The organism is Flavobacterium commune (assembly GCF_001857965.1).
In the GTDB taxonomy this organism is placed as follows: domain Bacteria; phylum Bacteroidota; class Bacteroidia; order Flavobacteriales; family Flavobacteriaceae; genus Flavobacterium; species Flavobacterium commune.
Map to the genome: position 1 here is coordinate 1,110,472 of NZ_CP017774.1, position 26,311 is coordinate 1,136,782.

The 26,311-nt window shown below is 35.9% G+C and carries 13 protein-coding genes; 7 read left to right on the forward strand and 6 right to left on the reverse strand.

Features of this window, described 5'->3' with window-relative positions:
• Window positions 1-134: 134 nt before the first annotated feature.
• A complete protein-coding gene (locus tag BIW12_RS04700; RefSeq protein ID WP_071184037.1) occupies window positions 135-3,209 on the forward strand; it encodes a SusC/RagA family TonB-linked outer membrane protein in 3,075 nt (1,024 codons plus the stop codon).
• 20 nt (window positions 3,210-3,229) lie between these two features.
• The gene (locus tag BIW12_RS04705) at window positions 3,230-5,176 is read left to right on the forward strand and encodes a RagB/SusD family nutrient uptake outer membrane protein (protein ID WP_071184038.1); all 1,947 of its coding nucleotides are present in this window, start codon (window positions 3,230-3,232) and stop codon (window positions 5,174-5,176) included.
• A 149-nt stretch (window positions 5,177-5,325) separates the two neighbouring features.
• Here BIW12_RS04705 and BIW12_RS04710 read toward each other — a convergent pair whose 3' ends face one another.
• The 4 genes from BIW12_RS04710 to BIW12_RS04725 all read right to left on the reverse strand — a co-directional run bounded on the left by BIW12_RS04710 (window position 5,326) and on the right by BIW12_RS04725 (window position 11,145).
• Window positions 5,326-6,402, reverse strand: a complete 1,077-nt coding sequence (locus BIW12_RS04710) for a GntR family transcriptional regulator (protein ID WP_394332095.1) — start codon at window positions 6,400-6,402, stop codon at window positions 5,326-5,328.
• Between the two features lie 311 nt (window positions 6,403-6,713).
• Window positions 6,714-8,558: a prolyl oligopeptidase family serine peptidase gene (locus BIW12_RS16145; RefSeq protein WP_232227148.1), complete on the reverse strand. Its 1,845-nt coding sequence runs from the start codon at window positions 8,556-8,558 to the stop codon at window positions 6,714-6,716.
• Between the two features lie 11 nt (window positions 8,559-8,569).
• Window positions 8,570-9,904 carry a right-handed parallel beta-helix repeat-containing protein gene (locus BIW12_RS04720; protein WP_071184039.1) on the reverse strand — a complete coding sequence of 445 codons (1,335 nt, stop codon included), beginning with the start codon at window positions 9,902-9,904 and terminating at the stop codon, window positions 8,570-8,572.
• A gap of 116 nt (window positions 9,905-10,020) precedes the next feature.
• Window positions 10,021-11,145, reverse strand: a complete 1,125-nt coding sequence (locus BIW12_RS04725; protein WP_071184040.1) for a glycoside hydrolase family 88/105 protein — start codon at window positions 11,143-11,145, stop codon at window positions 10,021-10,023.
• A gap of 200 nt (window positions 11,146-11,345) precedes the next feature.
• Between BIW12_RS04725 and BIW12_RS04730 the strand changes: the two genes are divergently transcribed.
• Window positions 11,346-12,926 carry a glycoside hydrolase family 28 protein gene (locus BIW12_RS04730; RefSeq protein WP_071184041.1) on the forward strand — a complete coding sequence of 527 codons (1,581 nt, stop codon included), beginning with the start codon at window positions 11,346-11,348 and terminating at the stop codon, window positions 12,924-12,926.
• A 282-nt stretch (window positions 12,927-13,208) separates the two neighbouring features.
• Here the strand turns inward: BIW12_RS04730 and BIW12_RS04735 are convergent, their stop codons facing one another.
• Window positions 13,209-15,926 (reverse strand): glycosyl hydrolase, encoded by a 2,718-nt coding sequence (locus tag BIW12_RS04735; RefSeq protein WP_071184042.1) that lies wholly within the window; start codon window positions 15,924-15,926, stop codon window positions 13,209-13,211.
• Between the two features lie 253 nt (window positions 15,927-16,179).
• The gene (dnaE, locus tag BIW12_RS04740) at window positions 16,180-20,718 is read right to left on the reverse strand and encodes a DNA polymerase III subunit alpha (protein WP_071184043.1); all 4,539 of its coding nucleotides are present in this window, start codon (window positions 20,716-20,718) and stop codon (window positions 16,180-16,182) included.
• A gap of 694 nt (window positions 20,719-21,412) precedes the next feature.
• Between dnaE and leuC the strand changes: the two genes are divergently transcribed.
• The 4 genes from leuC (at window position 21,413) to leuB (ending at window position 26,291) form a co-directional block, all read left to right on the forward strand.
• Window positions 21,413-22,807 (forward strand): 3-isopropylmalate dehydratase large subunit, encoded by a 1,395-nt coding sequence (gene leuC, locus BIW12_RS04745; RefSeq protein WP_071184044.1) that lies wholly within the window; start codon window positions 21,413-21,415, stop codon window positions 22,805-22,807.
• A 127-nt stretch (window positions 22,808-22,934) separates the two neighbouring features.
• Window positions 22,935-23,531, forward strand: coding sequence for a 3-isopropylmalate dehydratase small subunit (leuD, locus tag BIW12_RS04750; RefSeq protein WP_071184045.1), 597 nt, complete (start codon window positions 22,935-22,937; stop codon window positions 23,529-23,531).
• Window positions 23,532-23,672: 141 nt separating this feature from the next.
• Complete coding sequence (locus BIW12_RS04755) at window positions 23,673-25,196, forward strand: alpha-isopropylmalate synthase regulatory domain-containing protein (RefSeq protein ID WP_071184046.1); 1,524 nt, start codon at window positions 23,673-23,675, stop codon at window positions 25,194-25,196.
• Between the two features lie 39 nt (window positions 25,197-25,235).
• Window positions 25,236-26,291 (forward strand): 3-isopropylmalate dehydrogenase, encoded by a 1,056-nt coding sequence (gene leuB, locus BIW12_RS04760; RefSeq protein ID WP_071184047.1) that lies wholly within the window; start codon window positions 25,236-25,238, stop codon window positions 26,289-26,291.
• The last annotated feature ends 20 nt before the right edge of the window (window positions 26,292-26,311 follow it).

Here is a 26,311-nt window from a genome sequence, read left to right on the forward strand (position 1 = left end):
AGTTAATTTTATTTTAGCATCCATAATTATTTTAACTATTTTTTTTGTATTTTTAAATTATAGTCACAAATTTTTAACATATTATCATTACACAAAAAAAACCAAACCTAATTAATTAACAAAAACCATTTTTTATGAAACATTCATTCGTAAAGTATTTGGTGTTCTTTAGCATCATGCTGACCAACATGATTGCCTTAGCACAAACCAATACCATCACAGGAACTGTCAAAGACAATGCAGGCATGCCAATACCTGGTGCCAATGTATTAATCAAAAACACCACGAGTGGTGTACAAACGGATTTTGACGGAAAATTTGCTATCAAAGCAAAACCGGACGACATCCTTGTTGCTTCATTTATCGGAATGAAAACAACCGAAGTAAAAGTAGGCAACCAGACCAATATTAACTTTAAACTAGAAGAGGAAGGAGCAAAATTAGAAGAAGTAGTCGTGGTAGGTTATGGTACAAGAAAGAAAAAAGACTTAACAGGATCCGTTGTTAGTGTAGGCGCTGAAGAAATTGCATCCAGACCTGTACAAAATGCTGTACAGGCCATGCAGGGAAAAGCTGCTGGTGTTGACATTGGTTCTAACGAACGTCCCGGAACTGTAGGTAATATTAATATTCGTGGATCACGTTCCTTGACAGCATCTAATTCTCCTTTGTATGTAGTCGATGGAATCCCATTAAACTCCGGAGGTATCGATTTTATCAATCCTACTGACATTGAATCTATTGACGTACTTAAAGACGCTTCCGCAACCGCCATTTACGGATCTCGTGGAGCTAATGGTGTAATCATTGTTTCTACCAAAAAAGGAAAAAACGGAAAATTCACTATCAATTACGACTCTGCTGTTAGTACAGAAACAATCAATGAAAGAGCACCATTGATGAATGCCGGAGAATACATTGAATTACGTCGTTGGGCCAGACATTATTCTAATCCGGCAGGTTTTCCAAAAGGAAATGCACCAACTATTGCCAATGACCGAGACATATTTTTAGCAACAGCCGATCCTGCTGCTTGGGCCAATATAGAAAAAGGATGGGCTGGAGGAACTTGGGACGGTTCAAAAGTAAGTACAACCGACTGGACTAAATATGTTACTCAAACAGGAGTTACCCAACAACATACTTTGAGCGTTAGCGGTGGTGCCGAAAAAATAAAAGCTTATGGTTCTTTCGGATTCCTTGACAACACAGGAACCTTAAAAGGGCAAAGTTACCGACGTTACAACGGTATTGCTAATGTTGATATCACACCTACAAAATGGTTTTCTATGGGAGTTAGCCTTAACACCAGTTACGGTTTGAACGAATATGGGTTATCCAATGTAGGCCGATCTGCAGTTGCATCTTCTGATGGGATTTACCTTACTGCCAGACAAAATTTACCTTATGCAGTACCACTTGATGCCAATGGCAACAGAATTCAAAATCCGGGAGGAGACTCTACCATTAGGAACGTTTTTGAAGAACACAAATACTCTCAGGATCAACGCTTAACATTACGTGCTTTTGGTAGTTTGTATGCTCAATTGGATTTTGGTGGATTTTCTTCCAAACTAGATGGTTTAAAATACCGGATCAATTTTGGACCGGATCTTACTTCTTATCGCAATGGAGTATTTTTAAATGGACTATCTTCAGCCCGTTCCGGAACCAGTTTTGCCTCATTAGCGAAAAATCAAACCATATCCTACACTTTGGATAATTTACTTTTGTACAACAAAACAATTGGAAAGCATGATTTTGGCGTAACCTTATTACAAAGCCAGACAGAATACTTTAATGAAGAAAGCGCTATGTCTGCACAAAATATAAAAAATGCTGACAACAAGTGGAATGCGTTGACTCCTGCTAATGTGACCTTAGAGAACTATTCTTCAAACATCACAGAAACCGGACTATATTCTTACATGGGAAGACTAACCTATGGCTATGATGACAAATATCTTGTAACCGCATCACTTCGTTATGATTCAGCATCACAACTTTCAAAATTAAACAGAAGAGACCAATTCTCAAGTGCCTCTTTAGCTTGGCGTATAGACAAAGAAGATTTTTTACAAAACATCTCCTGGCTTAGTGCATTAAAATTAAGAGCAGGATACGGAGTAACCGGTAACGCTGCGGTACCGGCTTATGCAACGCAACCTCCATTAACACAAGTACTTTATTCCAATTCATCTGGAGTTCAAACCAATCTAAAGTTGGGTAATACTGCATTAGGCTGGGAAAAAACTACGCAATATAACTATGGTATCGACTTTGGTTTGTTCAACAACAGAATTTCAGGAAGTTTAGAATATTATACTTCTAAAACTGGTGACTTATTATTTGACGCAAGCACTGTAACAGTTCTTGGATTCAGTAGCTCCCTTGCAAACATTGGAAAAACAAAGGGGAACGGTATTGAACTTACCTTAAATACTGTAAACGTTAAAACTGCTGATTTTGAATGGAGTTCTAACCTAAGCGCTTCTTATCAAAAAAGTACCATTGTTGAATTACAAACTGGTAAATTTGACGATATTAACAATAACCTATTTATTGGACAGACCCGAGGTATTATCTACGGTTTTGAAAATAATGGTGTATGGAAACCGGAAGATGCAGAAGAAATGGCTAAATTTAATGCCTTCTTTCCTGTCAACTCACCTATTTTCACATTTGGTAACGCCAGACCGGTAGATCAAAACGGTGATTATAAAATTGATGCAAATAATGACCGTGTAATCTTAGGAAGTACTGAACCAAAATACATCGCCGGTTTAACCAACACCTTCAATTACAAAAACATCGAATTATCCTTTTTCGTTATTGGACGTTTTGGATATTTATACAATGTAGGCGGAGAAAACTTAAGCGGAAAAACAAGTCAACGAAAACTGGATTATTACACAGACGACAACACCGATGCAGAATACCAAAAACCATTCTTTTCAGCTGGTACTGGTGACTTATACAATACGATCTTTGGTTACAAAAACGGTTCTTTCTTAAAAATAAGAAACATCTCATTGGGATATAATTTCGAAGAAGATTTAGTTCAAAAATTAGGACTATCAAGACTAAGAGTCTATGTACAGGCAGCTAATCCGGGTATGATTTTCTCAAAAGTGAAATGGGTTGATCTGGACACTCAAACTACATATTCTAACAGAGGTATGACCTTAGGGTTAAATGTTCAATTCTAAGAAAATTAAATAAATAAATTATGAAAAATTATAAAAAACTATATATCAACCTAATGCTGGTAGCTACATTAGGACTTAGCACCTCTTGCAGCCAGGATTTCCTAGACGAAGAATTAACTACTGGTTACAATTCAGGATATTTAAAAACAGAAGAAGGAATCCTTGCCTTATCAGTTGGAACCTACTATCAGGTTTTTGCCTTAGATATGAACCGAGAAGTTCCGCTTACAGCAAATCAATCAGGAACAGACGAGTTCCATGTTGGAGGCGACCCATCTAACGGATTATGGAATTCTTATGCTTCAGGATTTGGATCATTTGTAACCGTATCCAACTCCAATACGGTTGCTGCTAATACCAATTGGGACAACCTATACATCGGAATAGGAAATGCCAATCAATTAATTGAATCGGCTACTGCAATTGCTTCCACCAATGATGCCGTTAAAAAAATAGCCTTAGGAGAAGGTCATTTTATGAGAGCTTACAATTATTTAAAATTAGTAAGACAATATGGTGGTGTTCCAATAAAATTAAACACAAGCAATGTAGTAGAACGAGAATTCACCAGAGCAACCAGTGAAGAAGTTTTAAGTCAGGTTATAGCTGATTTCACCCAAGCATACAATTTATTAAGTAATACAGGAGGTCCAAATAAAATTACCAAAGACGCCGCTGCACATTATCTGGCAAAAGCCTATTTAACCCGTGCAAGCGAAATTAACGATGCCTGGAATTCATCCACTAAAGCAGCCGACTTACAGCAAGTGGTTACTTTATCCGACCAAGTTATTGCAAATCACCCATTAACATCCAACTATGTTAACTTATGGGATTTTAAAGCTGCCAATGGAGCCAATGAAAAATTATCTGAATTAATTTTATCAGCCGATTTTAATTCTAATCAATTAACTACAGGAGGAAACCAACAACATTTGTATTTCCTTTCTACTTATGATCAATTACCTCAAATGATTCGTAATACAGCCGGAGGACGACCATTTAGCCGTTTAGCCCCTACCTACTTTACTTACGATATATATGACAAGGTAAACGACTCGCGTTTCTGGAAAAGTTTTCAAACTAAAAGTATTGTTAATAATGCTGCAGCAGGAAGCGGATACGTTAATGGCGATCTAGGTATCATGTATGTAATGAATAGTCCAACAGACAATCGATTTGCCTTAACCAGAAACGATGGAACTATAATCTATTCCAAAACAGGAAAAACTATTCCTCGCGTATTTGTAGCTTATGCTGCAGACAATTTTGGATTAATGAAAGATGTACGATTCCCTTCATTAAGTAAATACATGGATGGATCCAGACTTGATTTTAACGCCACAAAAGGAAGTCGTGACATCATATTAGCTCGTTCAGCAGAAACCTATTTAATGGCAGCAGAAGCTAAAATTCGTTTAGCAAAATTAGGGACTGGCTCTTATAGTGATGCTTTGAGCTACATCAACACCGTTCGTAATCGTGCTACCTACAAATCAGGTGAAGACAGAGCCGCTTACACTGATGGTTCAGCTGCATGGACTACTGCTGTACAAGGAGGAAGAGCTAGTTCTTTTATAGCGGAAAACTCTTACTATGAGTCAAACAACATCTCAAACACGACAGCTGCTACCGATTTAACTATTACTGGTATTAATGCACTTCCGGCAGCCGATCAGGCAGTAATAACCAAATTAGGTTACACGGCTGATTATGACCGTATGCTATGTTTAATCCTAAACGAGCGCACCAGAGAACTTTGTGGTGAATTCCACCGTTGGGAGGATCTAAGCAGAACAAAAACATTGGTAGCCAGAGCTAAAGAATACAATCCTGAAGCAAAACCTAATATACAAGACTACCACAACTTACGCCCTATACCTCAAACGTTCTTAGATGGAGTATACGTAAATGGAAGACCTTTAACGGCAGCCGAAAAACAAGAAATGCAAAATCCTGGTTATTAAAAACCCGTTACAATTCATCAAAAATGGAGGTCAAATGATCTCCATTTTTTTATCCCTAAAACTTATTATTCTGAAGAATTGAATAAAAGAAAAAGCTTGTAAATCGTAAGACTTACAAGCTTTTTTTATTTTCTCTACTCTATAAAAAATCAAATAGAATTCCTGTCAATAAAATTAAATGGATTTTTAATTTTCCCGGATTCTTTATTCAAAATCATACTGGCAGCAGTGGCTCCCATCATTTTAAAATCGGTTGAAATTACGGTAATTCCAAGCAACTCTTTCAACGGTGTGTCGTTATATGAAATAACACCAATCTCCCTTCCTAATTCAAAATCCTTATCTCTGATTTGTTTTACTAAACTCACCAAATCAGATTCCTCTATGGTAATAAACAAATCACCTTTTTTCAATACAATATCATCATAAACTTCTCTAAGAACTTCATACTCCAATCCTGAATCGACACAAAAACGTTTAAAACCGTTTAAAATTCGTCTTGGATAAGGATAAACAGAACTTTCGGGATAAATTAAAATTAGTTTATTGTATCTTGAAATTTTTGCTAAACCTTGTTTCAAAGCACCATAAATATCATTTTCATAATCCTGACAAACTTCGATTACTGAGTCTTCTATACCTTTGTTATTGTCTAAAATAACTAATTTCTCTTTCGGAATTTTATTGATTGCCTGTAGCACCCCTTCACCCGAACTAAAATGAGTTAAATCATCTGATTTAAAATGAGGCATAATTACATAATAATCATAACCCCCAAGGTATTTATCAATAAGATTTAAAAACAGCGTCTGATCACAATGATAAATATGTAAATCGGTTTGAGAGTTCCCTCCAATACTGTTAATAAAAGAGTTATAAATTCTCATTTTATAGGAACTCAATTTATTAATCAGGAAAAGCACATTTACTTTTGCAATTAATTTGGTACGGGTAACATAATAGCCTTTTCCCCTAATAGGAGTAATAATCTTTCTTTTTTTTAAAATATTATAGGCTTTTTCAACTGTATCTCTGGAAAGATAAAATTCCTCACTCAGCATATTGATAGAAGGTAACTTTTGATCCATCTGCAATTTGCCTGTAGAAATATTATTAATTATCGAATCTACAATTTGTTTGTATTTTGGGATTCTCGAATTTTCACTTAAACTTATTGTAAAGGAAACTCCTTCATCAACCATTTCTTTTGTCAAAAACTTTTCCATTTTACTTCTAAATTATATTTCTATTTCTTTACAACACCTAAAAATCCTTTGCATTATTCTTTGCTAAAAAAAAGCAATAATCCCAAATAAAAACTTGTAATCGATTACCAAATATAAAAAATTATTTCACTATAAAAATAAAAAGACTCAAAATAAAACAAAAAACACTAAATTATGAAAGAAAACATATCATATATGCAAAAACCCGACTGATTTAGTACAAACTAATCAATCGGGTTTTAGTATAAGATTAAAGTAAAAACTCCTTATAACAATCACTTTTAAGGAACTTCATCTCGTAAAAATTCTTTCTATTCTTTCATCAACTGCTCAAGCATTGATTTTGGTACTTCGAAAACACTTCCATGACGAATTCCTGATGGAAAAACCATCTTATCCGAAACATCTTCCCAGCCATTATCGGTTTGTTTCAGAGCACCATATTTATGATCTCGGTATTTATCAAAATACACCAACCATTTCCCTTCAATTTTAATAGCTGTTGGCCCTTCTGCCCAATAATTCCCCGTAATTGGAGCACTTGCTTTTGAATACGGCCCTGTTAATTTATCGCTATAAGCTACTTTTAGGTTTTTCTGAGCAGGAACTTTTGTTTCGTCTTTCAAAAACATTATATAGCCTTTACCATCTTTTAAAATCGAAGAATCAATCACATTAAAACCTGGCTCATACAGCAATTTTGTTGGACTATAAGTTTTAAAATCCTTTGTGGTTGTATAATAAATTCGGTGATTGTAACCGCTATCTTCAGTAGATTGTGTCTCAGGAAATTTCCCCACGATGGTACTTGCCCAATAAATCATGTACTCTTTATTCACCTCATCATAAGTAATTTCGGGAGCCCAGGTGTTACGAGTTCCGTTTTCATGAGCCATGACAGGCAAGAATTCCTGTTTTGACCAATGAATCAAATCTTTAGAAGAAGCATATCCAATTCCTTTATCGGTCCAGCTTACCGTCCAAACCATGTGATACAAACCATCGCCACCTTTAATAATACAAGGATCTCTCATTAACTTGTCTTTTCCAACTTCGGGAGTTAAAAACGAAGCATCTTTTTTTAAAGATAGCCATTTGTAACCATCCTCGCTATAAGCCAAATGCAAACCATCTTCTCCATTTCCTTTGAAATATGAAAAAAGATAAACCGATTTTTCAGCAATTATTTTATTGGCTACCAACCAATGTTCTAAAGAAGCAGACCAATCAGTATGTGTGCCTTTTGTTCCCAATCCAAAACCGTGACCTCCGTTTTGGTACAGGTGCATTTCGGCAGCTACTTTGTTTTTCTTTAAAACCATGTAGTAATTAATACTATTTTCTACAGGAACAGCATGATCATCAGTAGCATGAACTAAAAATGTTGGCGGCGTTTTTTCATCAACTGCATTTTCATTCGAATATTTAGCAATCAAATCAGCCGAAGCTGTTTTTCCCAAAAGACTTTCCTTCGAACCATTATGAGTAATTCCATTTTCCATTGAAATTACCGGATAAATCAACATTGAAAAATCAGGTCTGGCACTAATTTCTCCTTTCGAGTCATATACTTTATCTAAATAATGCGTGGATGCTGTTGAAGCCAAATGCCCTCCGGCAGAAAATCCCATAACTCCGATTTTTGTTTCATCCAAATTCCATTTTGCAGGATTTCTTCGCAATGTTCTGATAGCTTCCTGAACATCCTGCAATGGGCCAACAGTTTTGTCTTTCATGATTTCATCCGATGGCAAACGGTATTTCAAAACAAAAGCCGAAACGCCAATAGAATTAAACCATTTTGCCACATTGATTCCTTCTTTATCTATAGACAAAACCGAATATCCACCACCGGGACAAATAATAACCGCTGGGTTTTTACCCGATTTATTTTCGACCAAAAAAGGCATTAAAGTAGGCTCTACTACTTTTCTGATTCCTGTTCGATTGCCCTGAGTATCTAATCGGGCTTCTTCTTTATAAGTTTCATTTTTAATAACTCCGGGAATTTTATCCCACAAGGGAAATGCTGCACTTTCCTGTGAAAATCCATTAATGGACAATCCTAAAAAAAGTACCAATCCAAATAGTGTTTTGTTCATTTTATTCATCATTTTTTTAAATTCTATTACTACAATACGCGGTTCATTATTCATTTTACTGCTTTTTATTTTTGTTCAAAACAACCTAAATCAGGGGCTTTCCCTTTAAATGGAAAACCAATAGTAACTCCGGCATCAATTAAATCACTCGATGGAGCTAATTTTAAAAAATCAATATCGGGCAAACTCCCATCGGCCTGTCTTGGTGCCATCAATAATTTTTCGTCCAAACTTAAAAAATCAGCAGCTGAAATCGTAATTTGAGATAAATCAAAATAATTATTTTTCAAAATACAACGTGACTTATCAATATTAGTCAATTCTTCTGAAATTGCCCTAAAACCTAAATTATTAACCATTTCGTGATTCCATCCCGGCCCATCAGTACCAAAATCTGTTGGATTCAAAGCTACACAATTGAGCATATTGTAATTCCTTTTATTCAGATACGCCGTATTGTTTTGCCAATAATTGCCTTCTAAATGATGATTCGCATAAAATCCGCTTTGTTTATTTTTTACGGCTAAACAAAATCGGATTGTATTTTTAGGTATCGGAGCATAGTTTTCTATGAGATCATTATAAGGTCTCTTTCCTGCTCCATAGCCTCCAATTTTAAAACCGTTTCCATCAGCACGCCCAATAAAACCGGTAGAATAGCCATTATAAAAAGCCCAGCAATTTTCAATTATTACCGGCTCAGCATTACTAATCAAATCAAAACCATCATCACTATTAAACCAAGCCCGGCAACCTCTAAAAACATTATTTATGCTTCCTTTTTCAAGATGACATCCAAAACCATCGGTATTTCCACCTTTTCCGCCTTCGGAAACCGAGTCCCAATTATTATAAGCATCGCAATTTAAAACTAAATTATTAGAACCACTAAGCATGTAAACTCCAATAGCCATATTGTCGTGCATACTTAATTGTTCCAGCTTATTGTTGCTTCCACGAACTTCAAAACATTCGGATTGTGTGTGTTTTTTAAGTGTTACCTGAACGCCTACTACTTCAATTCCTTTTATATGAATATTATTCCCATCGACTAAAAAAGCAATAATACGCTTTCCAGCAGGTTTAATATTTTTATAATCAAAAACAGGTTTTTCATTTTGATAGGCTAAATACGAAATTCCGTCTTTATCTAATTTGGTAACAAAAGCCCAAATACTTTTTTGTTGTGCAATATGGTCTTCCCGCATGGTATAAACTCCGCCTCTTATAAAAACGGTATCACCTGAACTGGCTAATTCCTGCGCTCTTTTGATTGTTTCAACCGGAGTTTTAATTGCTCCGTCATTAGTATCATTTCCTGAAGGAGCGACGTAGAATTCTTTTGCTAAACAAAAGAAACTATTCAAAAAAACTACTGCAATTAGAATCTTAAATTTCATTAAAAATCAATTAAATTAGGCGTTTTAGCAATTAATATCCATTAAAAAGGGAAGTTAATTAACTTCCCTTTTTTTATTACAAACTATTTCAAACTTATTTAAAATAGGATTTTATATTACTTCATTTTATAAATTTCAGAACCCGCTAACAGGAAGCAACCTAATCCATAATCTTCAAAATCAGGAATTTTATCATAGCTTAATGGCATACCATCTTTTGGTTCTTTTCCTGTAGATTGTAAATATCCTAAGAATCCATTTTTATGTAAACTTTCGGTTGTTAATGCTTTCCAGGCTTTTTCAACTACAGGTAAATAGGTTTTCTTATCTAAAATTCCATTGTTAATTCCGTACGCAATTCCGTAAACAAACAACGCCGTTCCCGAAGCTTCTTTTTCTCCATAATTATTTGGATCATGCAAACTTGCATTCCAGAAACCATCGGCTCTTTGAATAGGCACTAAGGCTTTAGCCATCGCTTTTAAATCTTTTACATATTGCTCTCTGTGTGGTGCATCCTCTGGAATAATTGTCAATACTTTTGCTAATGCGCCAATTACCCACCCGTTTCCACGACTCCAGTAACAATCTTCTCCATTTGGTTCTTTGTAAGGAGGATCAAAATCGGCATCACGCCACCATAATCCGTCTTTTGGGTTATACAATCCGTTGTCTCCATGATTATTTCTGGAATACATGTACATTTCATACATTTTCTCATAATAACGATTGTCTTTTTCCAAAACACCCATTTTTGCAAAAACCGGCATCCCCATTTGGATAGCATCAATCCAGGACCAATCGTCATTTTGAGGTGTATTCAACAACATATTGATATTTGCCTTGGTATTTTTCAACTTCTTAGCATCCGGTTCTAAATTGTACAAATCAATATAAGTTTGAGCAGCACAATAATTATCGGCATTACGAGTGGTGTTACCTCCGTTAAATCCCCATTTGTGTGATTCGGCCCAATCGTAAGCATATTTATAATATACCTCTTTAGGATAGATTTCGTGCAAAGCCATTAATCCTTCATAATAAACCCCACGAGTCCAAATATTACTTGGACGCTCTTTATTTGTAATGATGGTTTTACCTGTATCAGGCCATTTGTCCATAAAATATTTATTAGCCAATTCCATCTGTGCCAAAACTGCTTTTTTATCTAAAGTTTGCTGAGCAACCGAAGCCGAATTGTATAACAAAAAGGATGTAAAGATGAAAACCAATTTCTTCATTTGTCTTTTGTTTTTTTTGAATTAATAATGAATTTTAGAGCTTAATAATTTTAATATAAAAATTAATCTGGTAAAAATAGTTTAGAAATCCCTATTTCCTGTCCTGTAGCATCCTGCTAAATTAAAATTAATAATTAGTTTTGCTATGAAATTTTACTTCTTTAAAGAAGAATCACACTAATTTTAAGAAAATCCCCTCCATGAAATTACAAACAACAATATTCCTGACATTATTAGCAGCAATAGTATTTGCTTGTAGCACTAAAAAACAACTCGACAATCCAACTGCAACCATAAACATTCCAACAGAAAACGAAGTGGGTGTCAAAATGCTTTCGGCAGAAATTGCGCCTGTAAAAGCTCCTTTTAAAACCATACAATTTACAAAACCAACTTTCCCATCAGAAAAAGTTACACTAACACTTTCTACAACTGAAATAAATACTGCTACAATTCAAAAAGCAATTGATCAATTAAGTATTAAAGGCGGAGGAACAATTGTTGTCCCAAATGGAAAATGGCTCACCGGAAGAATTCAACTGAAAGACAATATTAATTTTCATTTAGACAATGAAGCTCAGTTAGTTTTTAGTGGCGAAATAAAAGATTTCCTTCCTGTAGTTTTTACCCGAATTGAAGGAATTGAAGTCATGTCACTCGGCGCTTGTATTTATGCCAATGGAGCCACAAATATTGCCGTAACTGGAAAAGGAAAATTAACAGGCCCTCAAAAAGGTTCTATTCGCAACCGAATTTTAACAAAAGATGTAATCGACAATGTTATTAATCCTAATACTCCTGTAGCCGAACGTATTATTGACGGAAAGAAACAAGACTGGATTTTTCCACCAATGTTTATTTCGCCTATCAATTGTAAAAAGGTTTATATCGAAGGTGTTTCTCTGGAAAATTCTGCTTTTTGGAATATTGTTCCTGTTTACTGTGACAATGTAATTATTCGTGGTGTAACCGTAAATTCAGTAAATACTCCTCGTGGTGATGGAATTGACATTGAATCCAGCAAAAATGTATTAATCGAATATTGTAATCTAAGCACTGGCGACGACTGTTTTACCATGAAAGCAGGTCGCGGTGAAGATGGTATTAGAGTAAATAAATCCACCGAAAATGTAGTGGTGCGTTATTGTCTTGCCTTGCAAGGACATGGCGGAATTACCTGCGGAAGTGAAACAGCGGGAATGATTAGAAATCTATATGTTCACGATTGTGTATTTAAAAATTCGGGAGTTGGTATTTTATTCAAAACCCGAAGATCACGTGGTGGTGGTGGTGAAAACCTAACTTACGAACGCATTCGAATGAATCTTGACCTAACAGCCATCAAATGGGATATGTTAGGCGCTTCAGGCAGTGTTGGTGATCTCGCCGATCGTTTACCGGCAAGAGCAATTAATAAACTTACTCCAAAATACCGTAATATCGTTATTAAAGATATTATTGTCGAAAACTGCTCCACTTTTATAAAGGTTTTTGGCATTCCTGAATCGCCAGTAACCAATTTGACTATTAAAAATGCTAAAGTAAATTGTCAAGAATTATTTAATGCTCACGACCTTCGAGATGCCACTTTTAAGAACCTATCAATTACAACAAAAGATTCAACATTGTTTTTATTAGATTCTAGAAATATTGTTTTTAACCAAATTGATTTTAAAACACCTAAAGCAGCAAAACTCGATATCAAAGGAGAACTTTCTGATTCGATTATTGTTCGTTCTAGCTCAAATACGCAGAATACAAAATGGTTTAAAAAAAATTAATATTACTGTCCGCTTAGCAGACTAAATAATAAAACAGGCCACAGACCTGTCTGCCGACAGGCAGGTGACACTGATTGAACAGATAAAAACGGATTTTCATAGCTCTTTGTAAATCACAATCTGCGATAATCCGTTAAAATCAGTTTTATCTGTGTGCCATTTCAATAATTGGTACAAGAAACAGATATTCATTAAAATTATCTTAAAAATAAAAACTTCCTAAATACTCTATAAACCGGAGCACTTAGGAAGTTTTTTTAGTACTAAGAATTAAAGTAAAATCTAATTCTTTAAAGGAGTTATGGTAACTGGCCCTAATAACCCAGAAGGCATTGGAGCCCATTTAGTCGCATCAAATTTGTTATAATCTTTATCTACCATATTGATTTCGTAGAAAATTTTCCATTCTTTTCCTTTCTTTTCCATATCAATCACTCTATTCGCAGAAAGATTAGTAACCTGAACTTTCAATTCGTTTTTGCCTTTCTTCAATTTCCCTAAATTGATAGTAAATGGCACTGACCAGGTATCACCGATATATTCTCCATTCAACCAAACTTTAGCACTTTCTCTCACATCACCTAAATTTAATTGCCAGTTATCGGCAGCTACTTTTGGAGCATCAAATTGTAAAGTATATAATGCTGTTCCTGAGAAAGCTTCAGTTTCTGGGCTAATTTTAGTCCATGATTCTAAAGTACTTACTTTTGCAGGAGCGGGTAAAGCTTGCCCACCTTTTTCAAAAGTCAATTTCCAATCTCCTTTCAAAGCAATTGGCTCAGCTGCGGCTTCGTAATATTTCCAAGGTTTTTCAGAAGCTGTATTTTCTGTTTTCAGAATAAATGATTTTCCTGATTCGATGCCCAATTTTACCAAAGTAATTTGTCCTTCCTTTTTAACAATCGCATTACCAACATTTCTATTCAATGGATCTAAAATCAACACTTCTTTATTGGCTACAGCCAAAGGAATAAATCCTTCAATTGTTTTAGGCGTATGATTCACTAAATAATAGATTTTTTCTCCATCTAAATCTCTTCTGATGAATTTCAAACCTGTTTTAACCAAATCTTCCGATTGAATATTAGCTTGTTGTAATGCCTGAAACAAATCGATAACCGGAGTCACAATCGATTTATTATCTGAAAGTAATGAAGTTAACTTTGTATTTTGAGCTTCATAATCTTTCAATCCCGGAACTGATTCCGGCAATCCTTCAAAAATAATCGAAGCACCCGCTTTTTTCAATTCGATTAATTTTTCTAAAGTTGCCAATGGCATTTTATCACAATTTGGTACTACTAATGATTTATAACTACCTCCAGGCAATACAAGTATTCCGTTTTCAACTTTGGCCTGAGCAATAAAACTATCCGAAATAAAATCAACTCCATATCCATTCCCCATTAATTTTTTAGTCGTATCATAAAATGATGTTCCGTGCAACCATTCTTTTAAAGAATGAATCTTGAACTGGAAAAATAAATTCCCTTCTAAATTTTTTCCCCAAGTATCATAAACTGGATAATACAACAAGGTTTCATTATCTGGTTTTCCAGCCTGCAACATCGATTGGCAATTAGCAATATAATTGAACAATCCCGGAGCATCTTCCCAAATAGAATTCGTAGCATTAAAATTTACTGAAGCATAAAATTTCCATCCTGGCCAGGCTGCTTCTTTAGGCGAATAAGTGGAACCATGAAGAAAGATATGATTGATTCCGTTCAGTAATAAATCCTCGGCTTCCGGCTTACATTGTGACAAAGCCGTTTTAAAGTGATCTCTTAACCAGGTAAAAGTTTCCGAAGAAGTCAATGGTTTTCCGGCAATATGTGCCGCCGAAGAAGAAAACTTCAACATTACAGGATCGGCATCACCTTCTCTAATATCTTCCTTTTCACGTCTGAATCCCGGAATATCATACGGCATAGAACCAAAGGTTTCACACTCCGGAATATCTGCCGATGCATATAAATCAATTAAATTACCCGGCGAACCATGCGCCTGTAATTTAGTTTTAAACTGTTTAGCATTTGCCCAATTCGTCCAAGGCAAATCAAATTTATGCAACAATAAATCCGAAATGGTTTCACGATAATCACTTTTTACTCTGTTTCCAATTTCAGAATCTTCTTTACTCAACAACTGAGGCAAATATTTCTTCAAATCATAACCTCTAAGCTTCTCAAATTCTTGCAAAAATTGAGGCGTAAAATCGGTACCATATACTTCATAACTATCATTAAAAATAGCTCTCAATTTCCCTTCAAACCCTGCTAATGCCTTATCAAAAGGAACTACATAAGCATTCAACGCTTCTTCTGAATAATGATCTAAAGTATAGCCTTTTCCTCCGGGTGCAACACGTTTTACCTGCTGACCTGTTTTTCCGGCAAAAACAGCATACAGCGTATAATCTGTTTTTTTAGCTTTCCAATTTAACTGATTTCCTTTTAATTGGCTTGTCAAATCAAGATAAGAACCGTCAGTACCATAAGCCGAAACCGCCAATAATTGGGCTGGTACTTTTTCCTTTGTTGGATCTACTTTTATTTCTTTATTGAATTGTTCGTTTTTCTTAACCTCATATTTCTCAACTACTAATTTTGTAGCTGCATGTGGAAGCGTGACCTGAGAACCTCCGTAAGGCCAACCCGTCCCAAGAACCATATCGACCTGCAATCCTAAACTATCAGCAATTTTTACCGTGTAGCCCAGCATTTCCATATATTTTGGAGACAAATAATCGATAAAATTATTCTCCACACCTTTTACTCCATAAATAGGAGTGATTTCAACTCCTCCAATTCCCACTTTTTGAAAATCAACCAAACTGGATTTCAAATTAGGTTTATCTACTGCACTTCCCATCCACCACCAACGAGCCCATGGTTTGTTGACGTTTTTAGTTTCTGGCCAAGGATTTGTTTGAGCCACAGCATTTAAAGAAAATAGAATCCCGGCAAAAAACGGAATGTAATTGAGTTTCTTTTTCATTTATTTTATATTAATACATTTAATTTATTTATAAATCATTAAGAGGAACTAAATGATTCTAATTCTATTTGGGGAAATTATAAAACATCGGCTTCTAAAGCATCCTGTTCCGTCCTGTTAACGCTGCTCGATTTCTTTTCTTAAAAACAAATCCTGATTCCACAACAATAATGCCATAGACACAAAATGAAACTCACAAAAAACCCGTCTCATTCTATAAAACAAGACGGGTTTTTATAACTATCTCAATGGATCAATTCAACTTAAAATTAACCTGCATTTTCTCTAATTCCTGTAATAATTCGGTCGAAATTTTAATTTTCAACTTTCTGCTGGCCATACTCAACTTAGTTACTACCTTTACTTCTTCTACTTCGGTAACCTGAACCGCCTTGGTTATCGGTACATCAGAAGCTTCAGAATCGTCATTTTCGTCTTCGAAAACTACTTCTTCATTATCCTCCATAACCGGAACTGTTTCGACCAGTTTCTTAATTTTTTCTATCTCCATCACTTCAAAAGTCACCTGATTATCTCCTTTATTTTCATTAAAAAGATGACTCAACTTATGTATAAATTCAGGATACAAATCTTTTATGTTCAGCAATACGATTAGTTTTTTTGCAAAAGTTTCTAAAACATCCTGCAATTGTTTTATTTCTACAAACTGTAATCTTGGTTCTGCTCTTTTGCCAGTTTCCTGATTCACCCAACCTTCTTTTACCGTTAATTTCATATAGGTAAAATTGTTCTGTATCAGAAAATGACGAAATTTTAAATACTCTTCTCCAAAAATCCGAAATTCATAACTCTCATCATATCCTTCCAGTGTAAACATCCCCCAGCCTTTACCATTCTTAGCCACACGATGTTGTACATCATTGATAATTCCTCCAAAAGTCAATGCTTTACCCACATAAGCTTCGAGATTCTTGAGTGCTTCCAACTTAGCGTTACAGAAATATTTCATTTCAAATCTAAAGTCATCCAGCGGATGCCCTGAAATATAAATACCAACAACTTCTTTCTCTTTGGCTAATTTTTCCATCGTACTCCAATCCTCACAAGGCGGCACTACAGGCTCGGCAATTTGCACTTCACTGGCTTCCCCAAAAAGACTCACCTGAGACGAATTTTCATTCTCCTGAAATTTCGAACCATAACGCATGGCTTTTTCATAAAAGGTAATTCCGTCACCTTCATCATGAAAATATTGCGCACGGTGAGTATCCGCAAAACAATCAAATCCTCCAGCTAAAGCTAAATTCTCAAAAGCTTTTTTATTAGCGGCACGCAAATCAATTCGCTTAGCCAAATCAAAAATTGATTTGTATAATCCGTTTTTTCTATTTTCTACAATGGTTTCCACTGCTCCGGCTCCCACTCCTTTGATAGCTCCCATTCCAAAACGAACGGCATAATCATCGTTTACTGTAAATTTATAGTAGGATTCATTAACAGAAGGACCTAAAACCTGCAAGCCCATTCGCTTACATTCCTCCATAAAAAACGAAACCTGTTTAATATCATTCATGTTATTCGAAAGTACCGCCGCCATATATTCAGCCGGATAATGAGCTTTCAAATAAGCCGTTTGGTAGGCAATCCAGGCATAACAGGTCGAGTGCGATTTATTGAAGGCATAACTCGCAAAAGCTTCCCAGTCTTTCCATATTTTCTCCAAAACTTTTGGATCATGTCCTTTAGTAGCTGCTTGTTCTACAAATTTGGGTTTCATTTTATCCAGTACGTCCTTCTGCTTCTTACCCATCGCCTTACGCAAAACGTCGGCCTCACCTTTAGTAAAACCGGCTAAGGATTGGGACAAAAGCATTACCTGCTCCTGATAAACTGTAATCCCATATGTTTCCCCAAGATATTCTTCGCAGGCGTCCAAATCATAAACGATAGGCTCTTCTCCATTTTTTCTTCGAACGAAAGAAGGAATGTATTCCAAAGGTCCCGGACGATACAAAGCATTCATTGCGATCAAATCCCCAAAAACCGTCGGCTTCAAATCCTTCATGTATTTTTGCATCCCGGGTGACTCGTATTGGAAAATCCCTACTGTTTCTCCTCTTTGGAACAACTCATAGGTTTTAACATCATCAATTGGAAAAGTATCGGGATCCAATTGAATTCCTGTTCGGTATTTTACCAACTTGACGGTATCCTTTATCAAAGTCAGGGTCTTCAACCCCAGGAAGTCCATCTTCAACAATCCTGCACTTTCAGCCACCGAGTTATCAAACTGAGTCACATATAAATCAGAATCTTTTGCGGTGGTTACCGGCACATAATTGGTAATATCCGAAGGCGTGATAATTACTCCACAGGCGTGAATACCTGTATTTCGCATCGAACCTTCTAATATTTTGGCTTGTTGAATGGTTTCTCCTGCTAAATCATCTTCATTAGCAATTCCAATTAGTTCTTTTACCTTGTCAAATTCTTCCGAAGATTTCAATGACTTTTTTACATCTTCTTCGCTTTCAGAAATAAAACGCGCCAAATTCCACTTAGATGGCATCATAGCCGGAATTAATTTCGCAATTCTGTCGGCTTCAAATAAAGGTAAATCCAGTACACGCGCCGTATCACGAATTGCCGACTTGGTCGCCATTTTACCATAAGTGATAATCTGTGCTACCTGATTGGCTCCATATTTATTGATTACATAATCCATTACACGACCACGCCCCTCATCATCAAAATCGATATCAATATCGGGCATGGACACACGATCCGGATTCAGGAAACGCTCAAAAAGCAAATCGTACTTAATCGGGTCAATATTGGTAATTCCTAAACAATAAGCCACCGCCGAACCTGCCGCCGATCCACGTCCTGGTCCGACAGAAACATCCATTTTCCTCGCTTCGGCAATGAAATCCTGCACAATCAAAAAGTAACCCGGATAACCAGAGTTTGAAATGGTCAGTAACTCAAAATCCAAACGTTCCTGAATATCGGGGGTTATTTCTTCGTAACGTCTTTTGGCTCCTTCCATGGTAAGGTAACGCAAATAGGCATTTTCACCACGAACACCATTGTCTTTTTCATCTTCAGGATCAACAAATTCCTGAGGGATATCATATTTTGGAAGCAATACATCACGATAAAGCGAGTAAATTTCGACCTTGTCAACTATTTCCTGTATATTGATAATGGCATCAGGCAAATCGGCAAAGAGATTTTTCATTTCCTCTCCCGACTTATAATAATACTCCTGATTGGGTAATCCATAACGATAGCCACGACCACGTCCTATAGGTGTTGCTTGTTTTTCTCCGTCTTTTACACACAATAAAATATCGTGCGCATTGGCATCTTGTTTATTTAAATAATAGGTATTATTCGTTGCAATTAACTTAACATTATGCTTTTGCGAAAACTCAATCAAAGTTTTGTTTACACGATTTTCATCTTCCTGATTATGGCGCATGATTTCGAGATAAAAATCATCTCCAAATTGTGCTTTCCACCAAAGTAAAGCTTCTTCGGCTTGGTTTTCGCCAATATTCAAAATCTTGCTCGGAATTTCTCCGTATAAATTCCCAGACAAAACCATGATGTCTTCCTTGTATTTTTCTACAACTTTTCTATCAATTCTTGGTACATAATAAAAACCATCTACATAGGCAATCGAAGCCATTTTGGCCAAATTGTGATAGCCTTTTTTATTTTTTGCCAATAAAACGACTTGGTAACCATTGTCTTTTTTGGTTTTATCCAAATGGTTTTCGCAAATATTGAATTCGCAACCTACAATCGGTTTGATTTCGGTTTCTGTTGGCTCTTCGCCAGCTTCTACTAAAGCTTTATTTTTAGCGGAAGCCCCTTTATTGTGATTCATTACCGCACTCACAAAATGGAAAGCACCCATCATGTTTCCAGTGTCGGTCATGGCAACAGCAGGAAAGCCATTTTTAGCCGTAACCGAAACCAACGGTCCAATCCCAATAGTCGATTGCAGAACTGAAAACTGGGTATGGTTATGCAAATGCGCAAACTTTGCCGCAGCAAAACCTTCTTTGTCGGCTGCTGAAATCGTGGTTTGCGAAACATTCGGTTCCGCTTTTTGCAGCTGCTCCCTGATTTTATCCGAAGCCGCTTTTAAATTGATATGTTTTAATCCGATGAGTTGAATTTCTCTCGGATTTTTAGCCTGAAATTCCTGAAAATAAGAAGCTGGAACATCCAGTTCTTCCTTAGTAAAAACCTCTCTTTTAATTAATTCTAAGAAACAACGCGTGGTTGCCTCAACGTCAGCAGTTGCATTGTGCGCTTCGGCAAAAGGAACGCTGAATAAATATTCGTGTAATTCCGTTAAAGTTGGTAGTTTAAATTTTCCTCCACGACCTCCCGGTAATTTCAACAAAGAAGCTGTTACTTCGGTACAAGTATCCAAAACCGGCATCGAAGCCATAGGCGAATCGACTCCCATTCGATGAAACTCACAGCCCATAATATTGACATCAAAACCTAAATTCTGACCCACAATAAATTTGGCTTTGCCTAAAGCTATATTGAATTTCTCTAAAACTTCGGTTAAAGGGATTCCTTCCGCCTCTGCTAATTCGGTCGAAATACCGTGAATTCGTTCGGCATCATAGGGAATATTAAAACCTTCCGGTTTTACCAGATAATCCTGATGCTCGATGAGTTGTCCCATATCGTCATGCAACTGCCATGCAATTTGAATACATCGCGGCCAGTTAGCCGTATCGGTTATAGGCGCATCCCAACGCTTAGGTAATCCCGTAGTTTCGGTATCGAATATTAAATACATAATTTAAAAAAAAGCCAAATTAAAAAGTTCCAAATTCCAATTTATCACCCCTATAAACCATTGATTTCATGAAATATAAAAAAATGATAAACAGAAAACAGAAGAAGTTCAAATTTAGTCTTTTTTTAAGGCCTTGAAAAGGGAAGTTATTAACAAAAGACAATATTAAAAAAAGACAAACTTTCAAACAATTAACGAATAAAAAACATAAAAAACACCTATTAAATTCAACTTTCTTATTTTTTTGGTTGTCGTAATATTTCATCAAAATAAAATCATCTTAAAAAAACAACTCACTGTAGTTTATTTTTAAACAAAAAAAGATTTTAACAAACACAACCCAAAAACAAAACCTTGTTGATTTTTTTATTTTCAATCAGACATTCAATGATTTATTAAACAAAACAACGAAATTCATCAAAAACCCTTAAAAATTCACAAAACCCAAAGCAACTACCAACTGTTACAAACGCAACTTTATAATTCTCAAACAGAAATAAAAAAACTAACTCTCTAAAACACAAGCAAGCAAAATAAAAGCATACAATCTTATTAATATAGTTTGGGTATCGTATATAATCGATAATATTAATTGAATACATGATTTCATTTTTATACTTTTGCGTCCTTGTTATTACTCTGTTAGAAAACCGGGTAGTGCAAAACACAGAAATACACTAAAAAAAATTAAAAAATGAGCAAGACATTATTTGACAAAGTATGGGATTCGCATGTTGTGCGTAAAATTGAAGACGGACCAGATGTGTTTTTTATTGATCGTCACTTCATTCACGAGGTTACAAGTCCAGTAGCTTTCTTGGGTCTAAAATCAAGAGGCGTATCAGTATTATATCCAGAGCGCACATTCGCAACTGCCGATCACAATACACCAACTATAAACCAACACTTACCTGTTGCCGATGCTTTATCTGCTAATCAATTAAAAGCATTAGAAACTAACGCGGCTGAATACGGTATTTCTCACTGGGGATTAGGTCATCAAAAAAATGGAATTGTACACGTAGTAGGGCCTGAAAACGGGATTACTTTACCTGGTGCTACAATTGTATGTGGAGATTCACATACTTCTACTCATGGTGCTTTTGGTGCTATTGCTTTTGGAATTGGTACTTCTGAAGTAGAAATGGTTCTTTCTACTCAATGTATCATGCAACCAAAACCTAAAAAAATGCGTATTAACGTAAACGGAAAATTAAGCAAAGGAGTTACTCCTAAAGACGTTGCGTTATACATCATTGCTAAATTGACTACTTCCGGAGGTACAGGATATTTCGCAGAATACGCAGGAAATGTATTCGAAGAAATGACTATGGAAGGTCGTATGACTGTTTGTAACTTAAGTATCGAAATGGGTGCTCGTGGAGGTATGATTGCTCCTGACCAAACTACTTTTGATTTCTTAGAAGGCAGATTGTATGCTCCTAAAGGTGAAGCTTGGACTAAAGCAGTAGAATATTGGAAAACTTTAAAAACTGATGCTGATGCAGTATTTGATGCTGAATTAAACATCAACGCAGAAGATATCGAACCAATGATTACTTATGGTACAAATCCTGGAATGGGAATTGGTATCACTAAACATATCCCAGCTGCCAACCAAGTTGAAGGTGGTGAGGAAACTTACAAAAAATCATTAGCTTACATGGGCTTCGAAGAAGACGATGTAATGATTGGAAAACAAATTGATTATGTTTTCTTAGGAAGTTGTACTAATGGTCGTATCGAAGACTTTAGAGCTTTTGCTGAAATTGTAAAAGGTCGTAAAAAAGCAGATAATGTTACAGCTTGGTTAGTTCCAGGTTCTCACGTTGTTGAAGCTCAAATTAAAGAAGAAGGAATTTTAGATATTCTTACTGAAGCTGGTTTTGTATTGCGTCAGCCAGGTTGTTCAGCTTGTTTAGCTATGAACGATGACAAAGTACCTGCTGGGAAATATGCAGTAAGTACTTCAAACAGAAACTTCGAAGGTCGTCAAGGTCCAGGTTCAAGAACATTGTTAGCTTCGCCTATTATGGCAGCAGCAGCAGCAGTTACTGGAAAATTAACTGACCCAAGAGATTTGTTGTAATTGAATTTCAACAGCAATAACAATTTCAAAAAAGAATAAAAATAAAAAGATTTTAAATATTCATGGTTTATTTCCCTTAATGGAAAATCTAAAATCTGAATTCTGAAATCTGAAATCTAAAATAAAAATGGCATACGATAAATTTAATATACTTACCAGTAGTGCAGTGCCACTACCGATAGAAAACGTAGATACTGATCAAATTATCCCGGCTCGTTTCCTGAAAGCTACAAAACGTGAAGGTTTTGGAGACAACCTTTTCAGAGACTGGAGATACAATGGAGATGACACTCCTAAAGCTGATTTCGTTTTAAACAACCCAACTTACAGCGGAAAAATCCTTGTAGGTGGAAAAAACTTCGGTTCAGGTTCTTCTCGTGAGCACGCTGCATGGGCAGTTTACGATTACGGATTCCGCGCTGTAGTTTCTTCTTTCTTTGCTGACATCTTCAAAGGAAACTGTTTAAATATCGGAGTTTTACCAGTACAAGTTTCTCCTGAATTCTCAGATAAAATCTTTGCAGCTATCGAAGCTGATCCTAATACAGAATTAGAAATCAACTTACCAGAGCAAACAATTACTTTGAAAGCTACAGGCGAAAAAGAATCCTTTGACATCAACGGATACAAAAAGAACAATATGATCAATGGTTTTGATGATATTGACTATTTACAAAGTGTGAAAGAAGAAATCGTAAGTTTTGCCAGCAAGCTTCCTTACTAAATAATACAATCATACAAAAATGCAGCTGCTAAAACATTCCACACGGAATTATCTGGCAGCTGCTTTTACCGTTTTATAAAACACACAAAATAATGATTTCGAAATAATGAAATCAGAACCTTTTTTAGCATCAAATTTATAATGGGAAAAAGAAAAATTGAAATAATGGATACGACGCTTCGTGATGGTGAACAAACCTCAGGAGTATCATTTTCTGCTGCAGAAAAACTAACCATTGCCCAATTATTATTAGAAGAGTTACAAGTTGACCGCATCGAAATAGCTTCGGCTCGTGTAAGCGAAGGAGAATTTGAAGGTGTAAAAGGAATTATGACTTGGGCAGAAACAAAAGGATATACCGATAAAATCGAAGTATTAACTTTTGTTGACAAAGGGCTCTCTATTGAATGGATGAAAAAATCGGGTGCAAAAGTTCAAAATCTTTTAACCAAGGGTTCACTCAACCATCTTACACATCAATTAAAAAAAACACCTGAACAGCATTTTTCTGAAATTGCCGAAAGCATTGCTTTAGCGAACGAAAATGGAATTTTAACCAATGTTTATTTAGAAGACTGGAGTAATGGTATGCGTAATTCACCTGAATACGTTTACCAATATTTAGATTTCATCAGCACCCAACCCGTAAAAAGAATATTGCTTCCAGATACTTTGGGCGTACTTATTCCTTCGGAAACTTTCGAATATATTTCAGAAATCACTCAAAGATATCCCGGAATTCATTTTGATTTCCACGCACACAACGACTACGATTTAAGCGTTGCTAACGTAATGGAAGCCTTAAAAGCAGGTATTCACGGATTGCACGTGACCGTAAACGGAATGGGAGAACGCGCCGGAAATGCGCCACTGGCCAGTACGATTGCAGTAATCAATGATTTCATGCCCGAAATCGAAATTGGTGTAAAAGAAACTTCTTTATACTCAGTTAGTAAATTAGTCGAAACCTTTACCGGTTACCGAATCCCAGCCAACAAGCCAATTGTAGGCGACAATGTTTTTACTCAAACAGCCGGAATTCACGCTGATGGAGACAATAAAAACAATTTATATTTCAACGATTTACTTCCGGAACGCTTTGGAAGAAAAAGAAAATACGCTTTAGGAAAAACTTCCGGAAAAGCTAATATTGAAAAAAACCTTCAGGAATTAGGTTTGCAATTAAATCAGGAAGATTTAAAATTGGTCACCCAAAGAATTATTGAATTGGGAGACAAAAAAGAAACAGTTACCAAAGAAGATCTGCCTTATATCATCTCTGACGTATTAGACAGTCATACGTATCAGGAAAAAGTTACCGTAGAATCCTATTTGTTATCTCACGCCAAAGGAATGAGACCGTCAACTACTATTTGCTTAAAAATAGACGGACAAATCATTGAGGAACACGCACAAGGAGATGGTCAGTTTGATGCTTTTATGAATGCTTTGACAAAAATTTATAAAACCAAAAAAATGACTTTACCTAAACTTACTGATTACGCGGTAAGAATCCCTCCTGGAAGTAGTTCGGATGCTTTATGCGAAACCATTATCACCTGGGTAAACGAGGGGAAAGAATTCAAAACAAGAGGATTGGATTCTGACCAAACGGTAGCAGCTATAATTGCAACTCAAAAAATGCTCAACGTAATAGCAGTTTAAATTAGAACAAAAACAATAAATTAATATAAACATAAAATAATGAAGTTAAATATCGCACTTTTAGCAGGGGACGGAATCGGACCGGAAGTAATTGATCAGGCAGTAAAAGTATCAGATGCAATTGCACAAAAATTTGGACATGAAATTACTTGGAAACCAGCTTTAACCGGTGCTGCTGCAATTGATGCAGTAGGTGAACCTTATCCTGATGCAACACATGAAGTTTGTAAAAATGCTGATGCAGTTCTTTTTGGAGCAATTGGTCACCCAAAATACGATAACGATCCTTCTGCACCTGTACGACCAGAACAAGGTTTATTAAAAATGCGTAAAGCATTGGGTTTATTTGCTAACGTAAGACCTACGTTTACATTCCCGTCTTTATTAGATAAATCTCCATTAAAAAGAGAAAGAATTGAAGGAACTGACTTAGTTTTCTTAAGAGAATTAACAGGTGGTATTTACTTTGGTGAAAAAGGAAGAAGAGATAACGGAGACACTGCTTTTGACAACTGTGTTTACACAAGAGCAGAAGTACAACGTTTAGCTAAAAAAGGTTTCGAATTAGCGATGACTCGTTCTAAGAAATTATGTTGTGTAGACAAAGCTAACGTTTTGGAAACTTCACGTTTATGGAGAGAAACAGTTCAGGCAATGGAGAAAGATTATCCGGAAGTTGAAGTAAGCTACGAATTTGTTGATGCAGTTGCTATGCGTTTGGTTCAATGGCCAAATTCTTATGACGTATTAATTACTGAAAACTTATTCGGTGATATCTTAACTGACGAAGCTTCTGTAATCTCAGGTTCTATGGGATTAATGCCTTCTGCATCTATGGGAGCTGAAGTATCTTTATTTGAGCCTATTCACGGTTCTTATCCACAAGCAACTGGTTTAAACATTGCTAACCCAATGGCTACTGTTTTATCAGCTGCTATGATGTTTGAAAACTTCGGATTAATGGAAGAAGGAAAAGCAATGAGAGATGCTGTAAACAAAGCTTTAGAAGCTGGAATCGTTACTGAAGATTTAGCCGATGGTGGTAAAGCATACGGAACTAAAGAAGTTGGAGATTGGTTAGCTGCTAATATCTAATTAGTATCTTTTTATAAAAT

What these genes read in the sequence shown, in the direction of transcription:
- BIW12_RS04710 (WP_394332095.1), bottom strand. Translation starts at nt 6,402, where the DNA reads ATGGAAAAGTTTTTGACAAAAGAAATGGTTGATGAAGGAGTTTCCTTT.
- BIW12_RS04720 (WP_071184039.1), bottom strand. Translation starts at nt 9,904, where the DNA reads ATGAAATTTAAGATTCTAATTGCAGTAGTTTTTTTGAATAGTTTCTTT.
- leuC (WP_071184044.1), top strand. Translation starts at nt 21,413, where the DNA reads ATGAGCAAGACATTATTTGACAAAGTATGGGATTCGCATGTTGTGCGT.
- BIW12_RS04725 (WP_071184040.1), bottom strand. Translation starts at nt 11,145, where the DNA reads ATGAAGAAATTGGTTTTCATCTTTACATCCTTTTTGTTATACAATTCG.
- BIW12_RS04705 (WP_071184038.1), top strand. Translation starts at nt 3,230, where the DNA reads ATGAAAAATTATAAAAAACTATATATCAACCTAATGCTGGTAGCTACA.
- BIW12_RS04730 (WP_071184041.1), top strand. Translation starts at nt 11,346, where the DNA reads ATGAAATTACAAACAACAATATTCCTGACATTATTAGCAGCAATAGTA.
- leuD (WP_071184045.1), top strand. Translation starts at nt 22,935, where the DNA reads ATGGCATACGATAAATTTAATATACTTACCAGTAGTGCAGTGCCACTA.
- leuB (WP_071184047.1), top strand. Translation starts at nt 25,236, where the DNA reads ATGAAGTTAAATATCGCACTTTTAGCAGGGGACGGAATCGGACCGGAA.
- BIW12_RS04700 (WP_071184037.1), top strand. Translation starts at nt 135, where the DNA reads ATGAAACATTCATTCGTAAAGTATTTGGTGTTCTTTAGCATCATGCTG.
- BIW12_RS04755 (WP_071184046.1), top strand. Translation starts at nt 23,673, where the DNA reads ATGGGAAAAAGAAAAATTGAAATAATGGATACGACGCTTCGTGATGGT.
- dnaE (WP_071184043.1), bottom strand. Translation starts at nt 20,718, where the DNA reads ATGTATTTAATATTCGATACCGAAACTACGGGATTACCTAAGCGTTGG.
- BIW12_RS04735 (WP_071184042.1), bottom strand. Translation starts at nt 15,926, where the DNA reads ATGAAAAAGAAACTCAATTACATTCCGTTTTTTGCCGGGATTCTATTT.
- BIW12_RS16145 (WP_232227148.1), bottom strand. Translation starts at nt 8,558, where the DNA reads ATGAATAATGAACCGCGTATTGTAGTAATAGAATTTAAAAAAATGATG.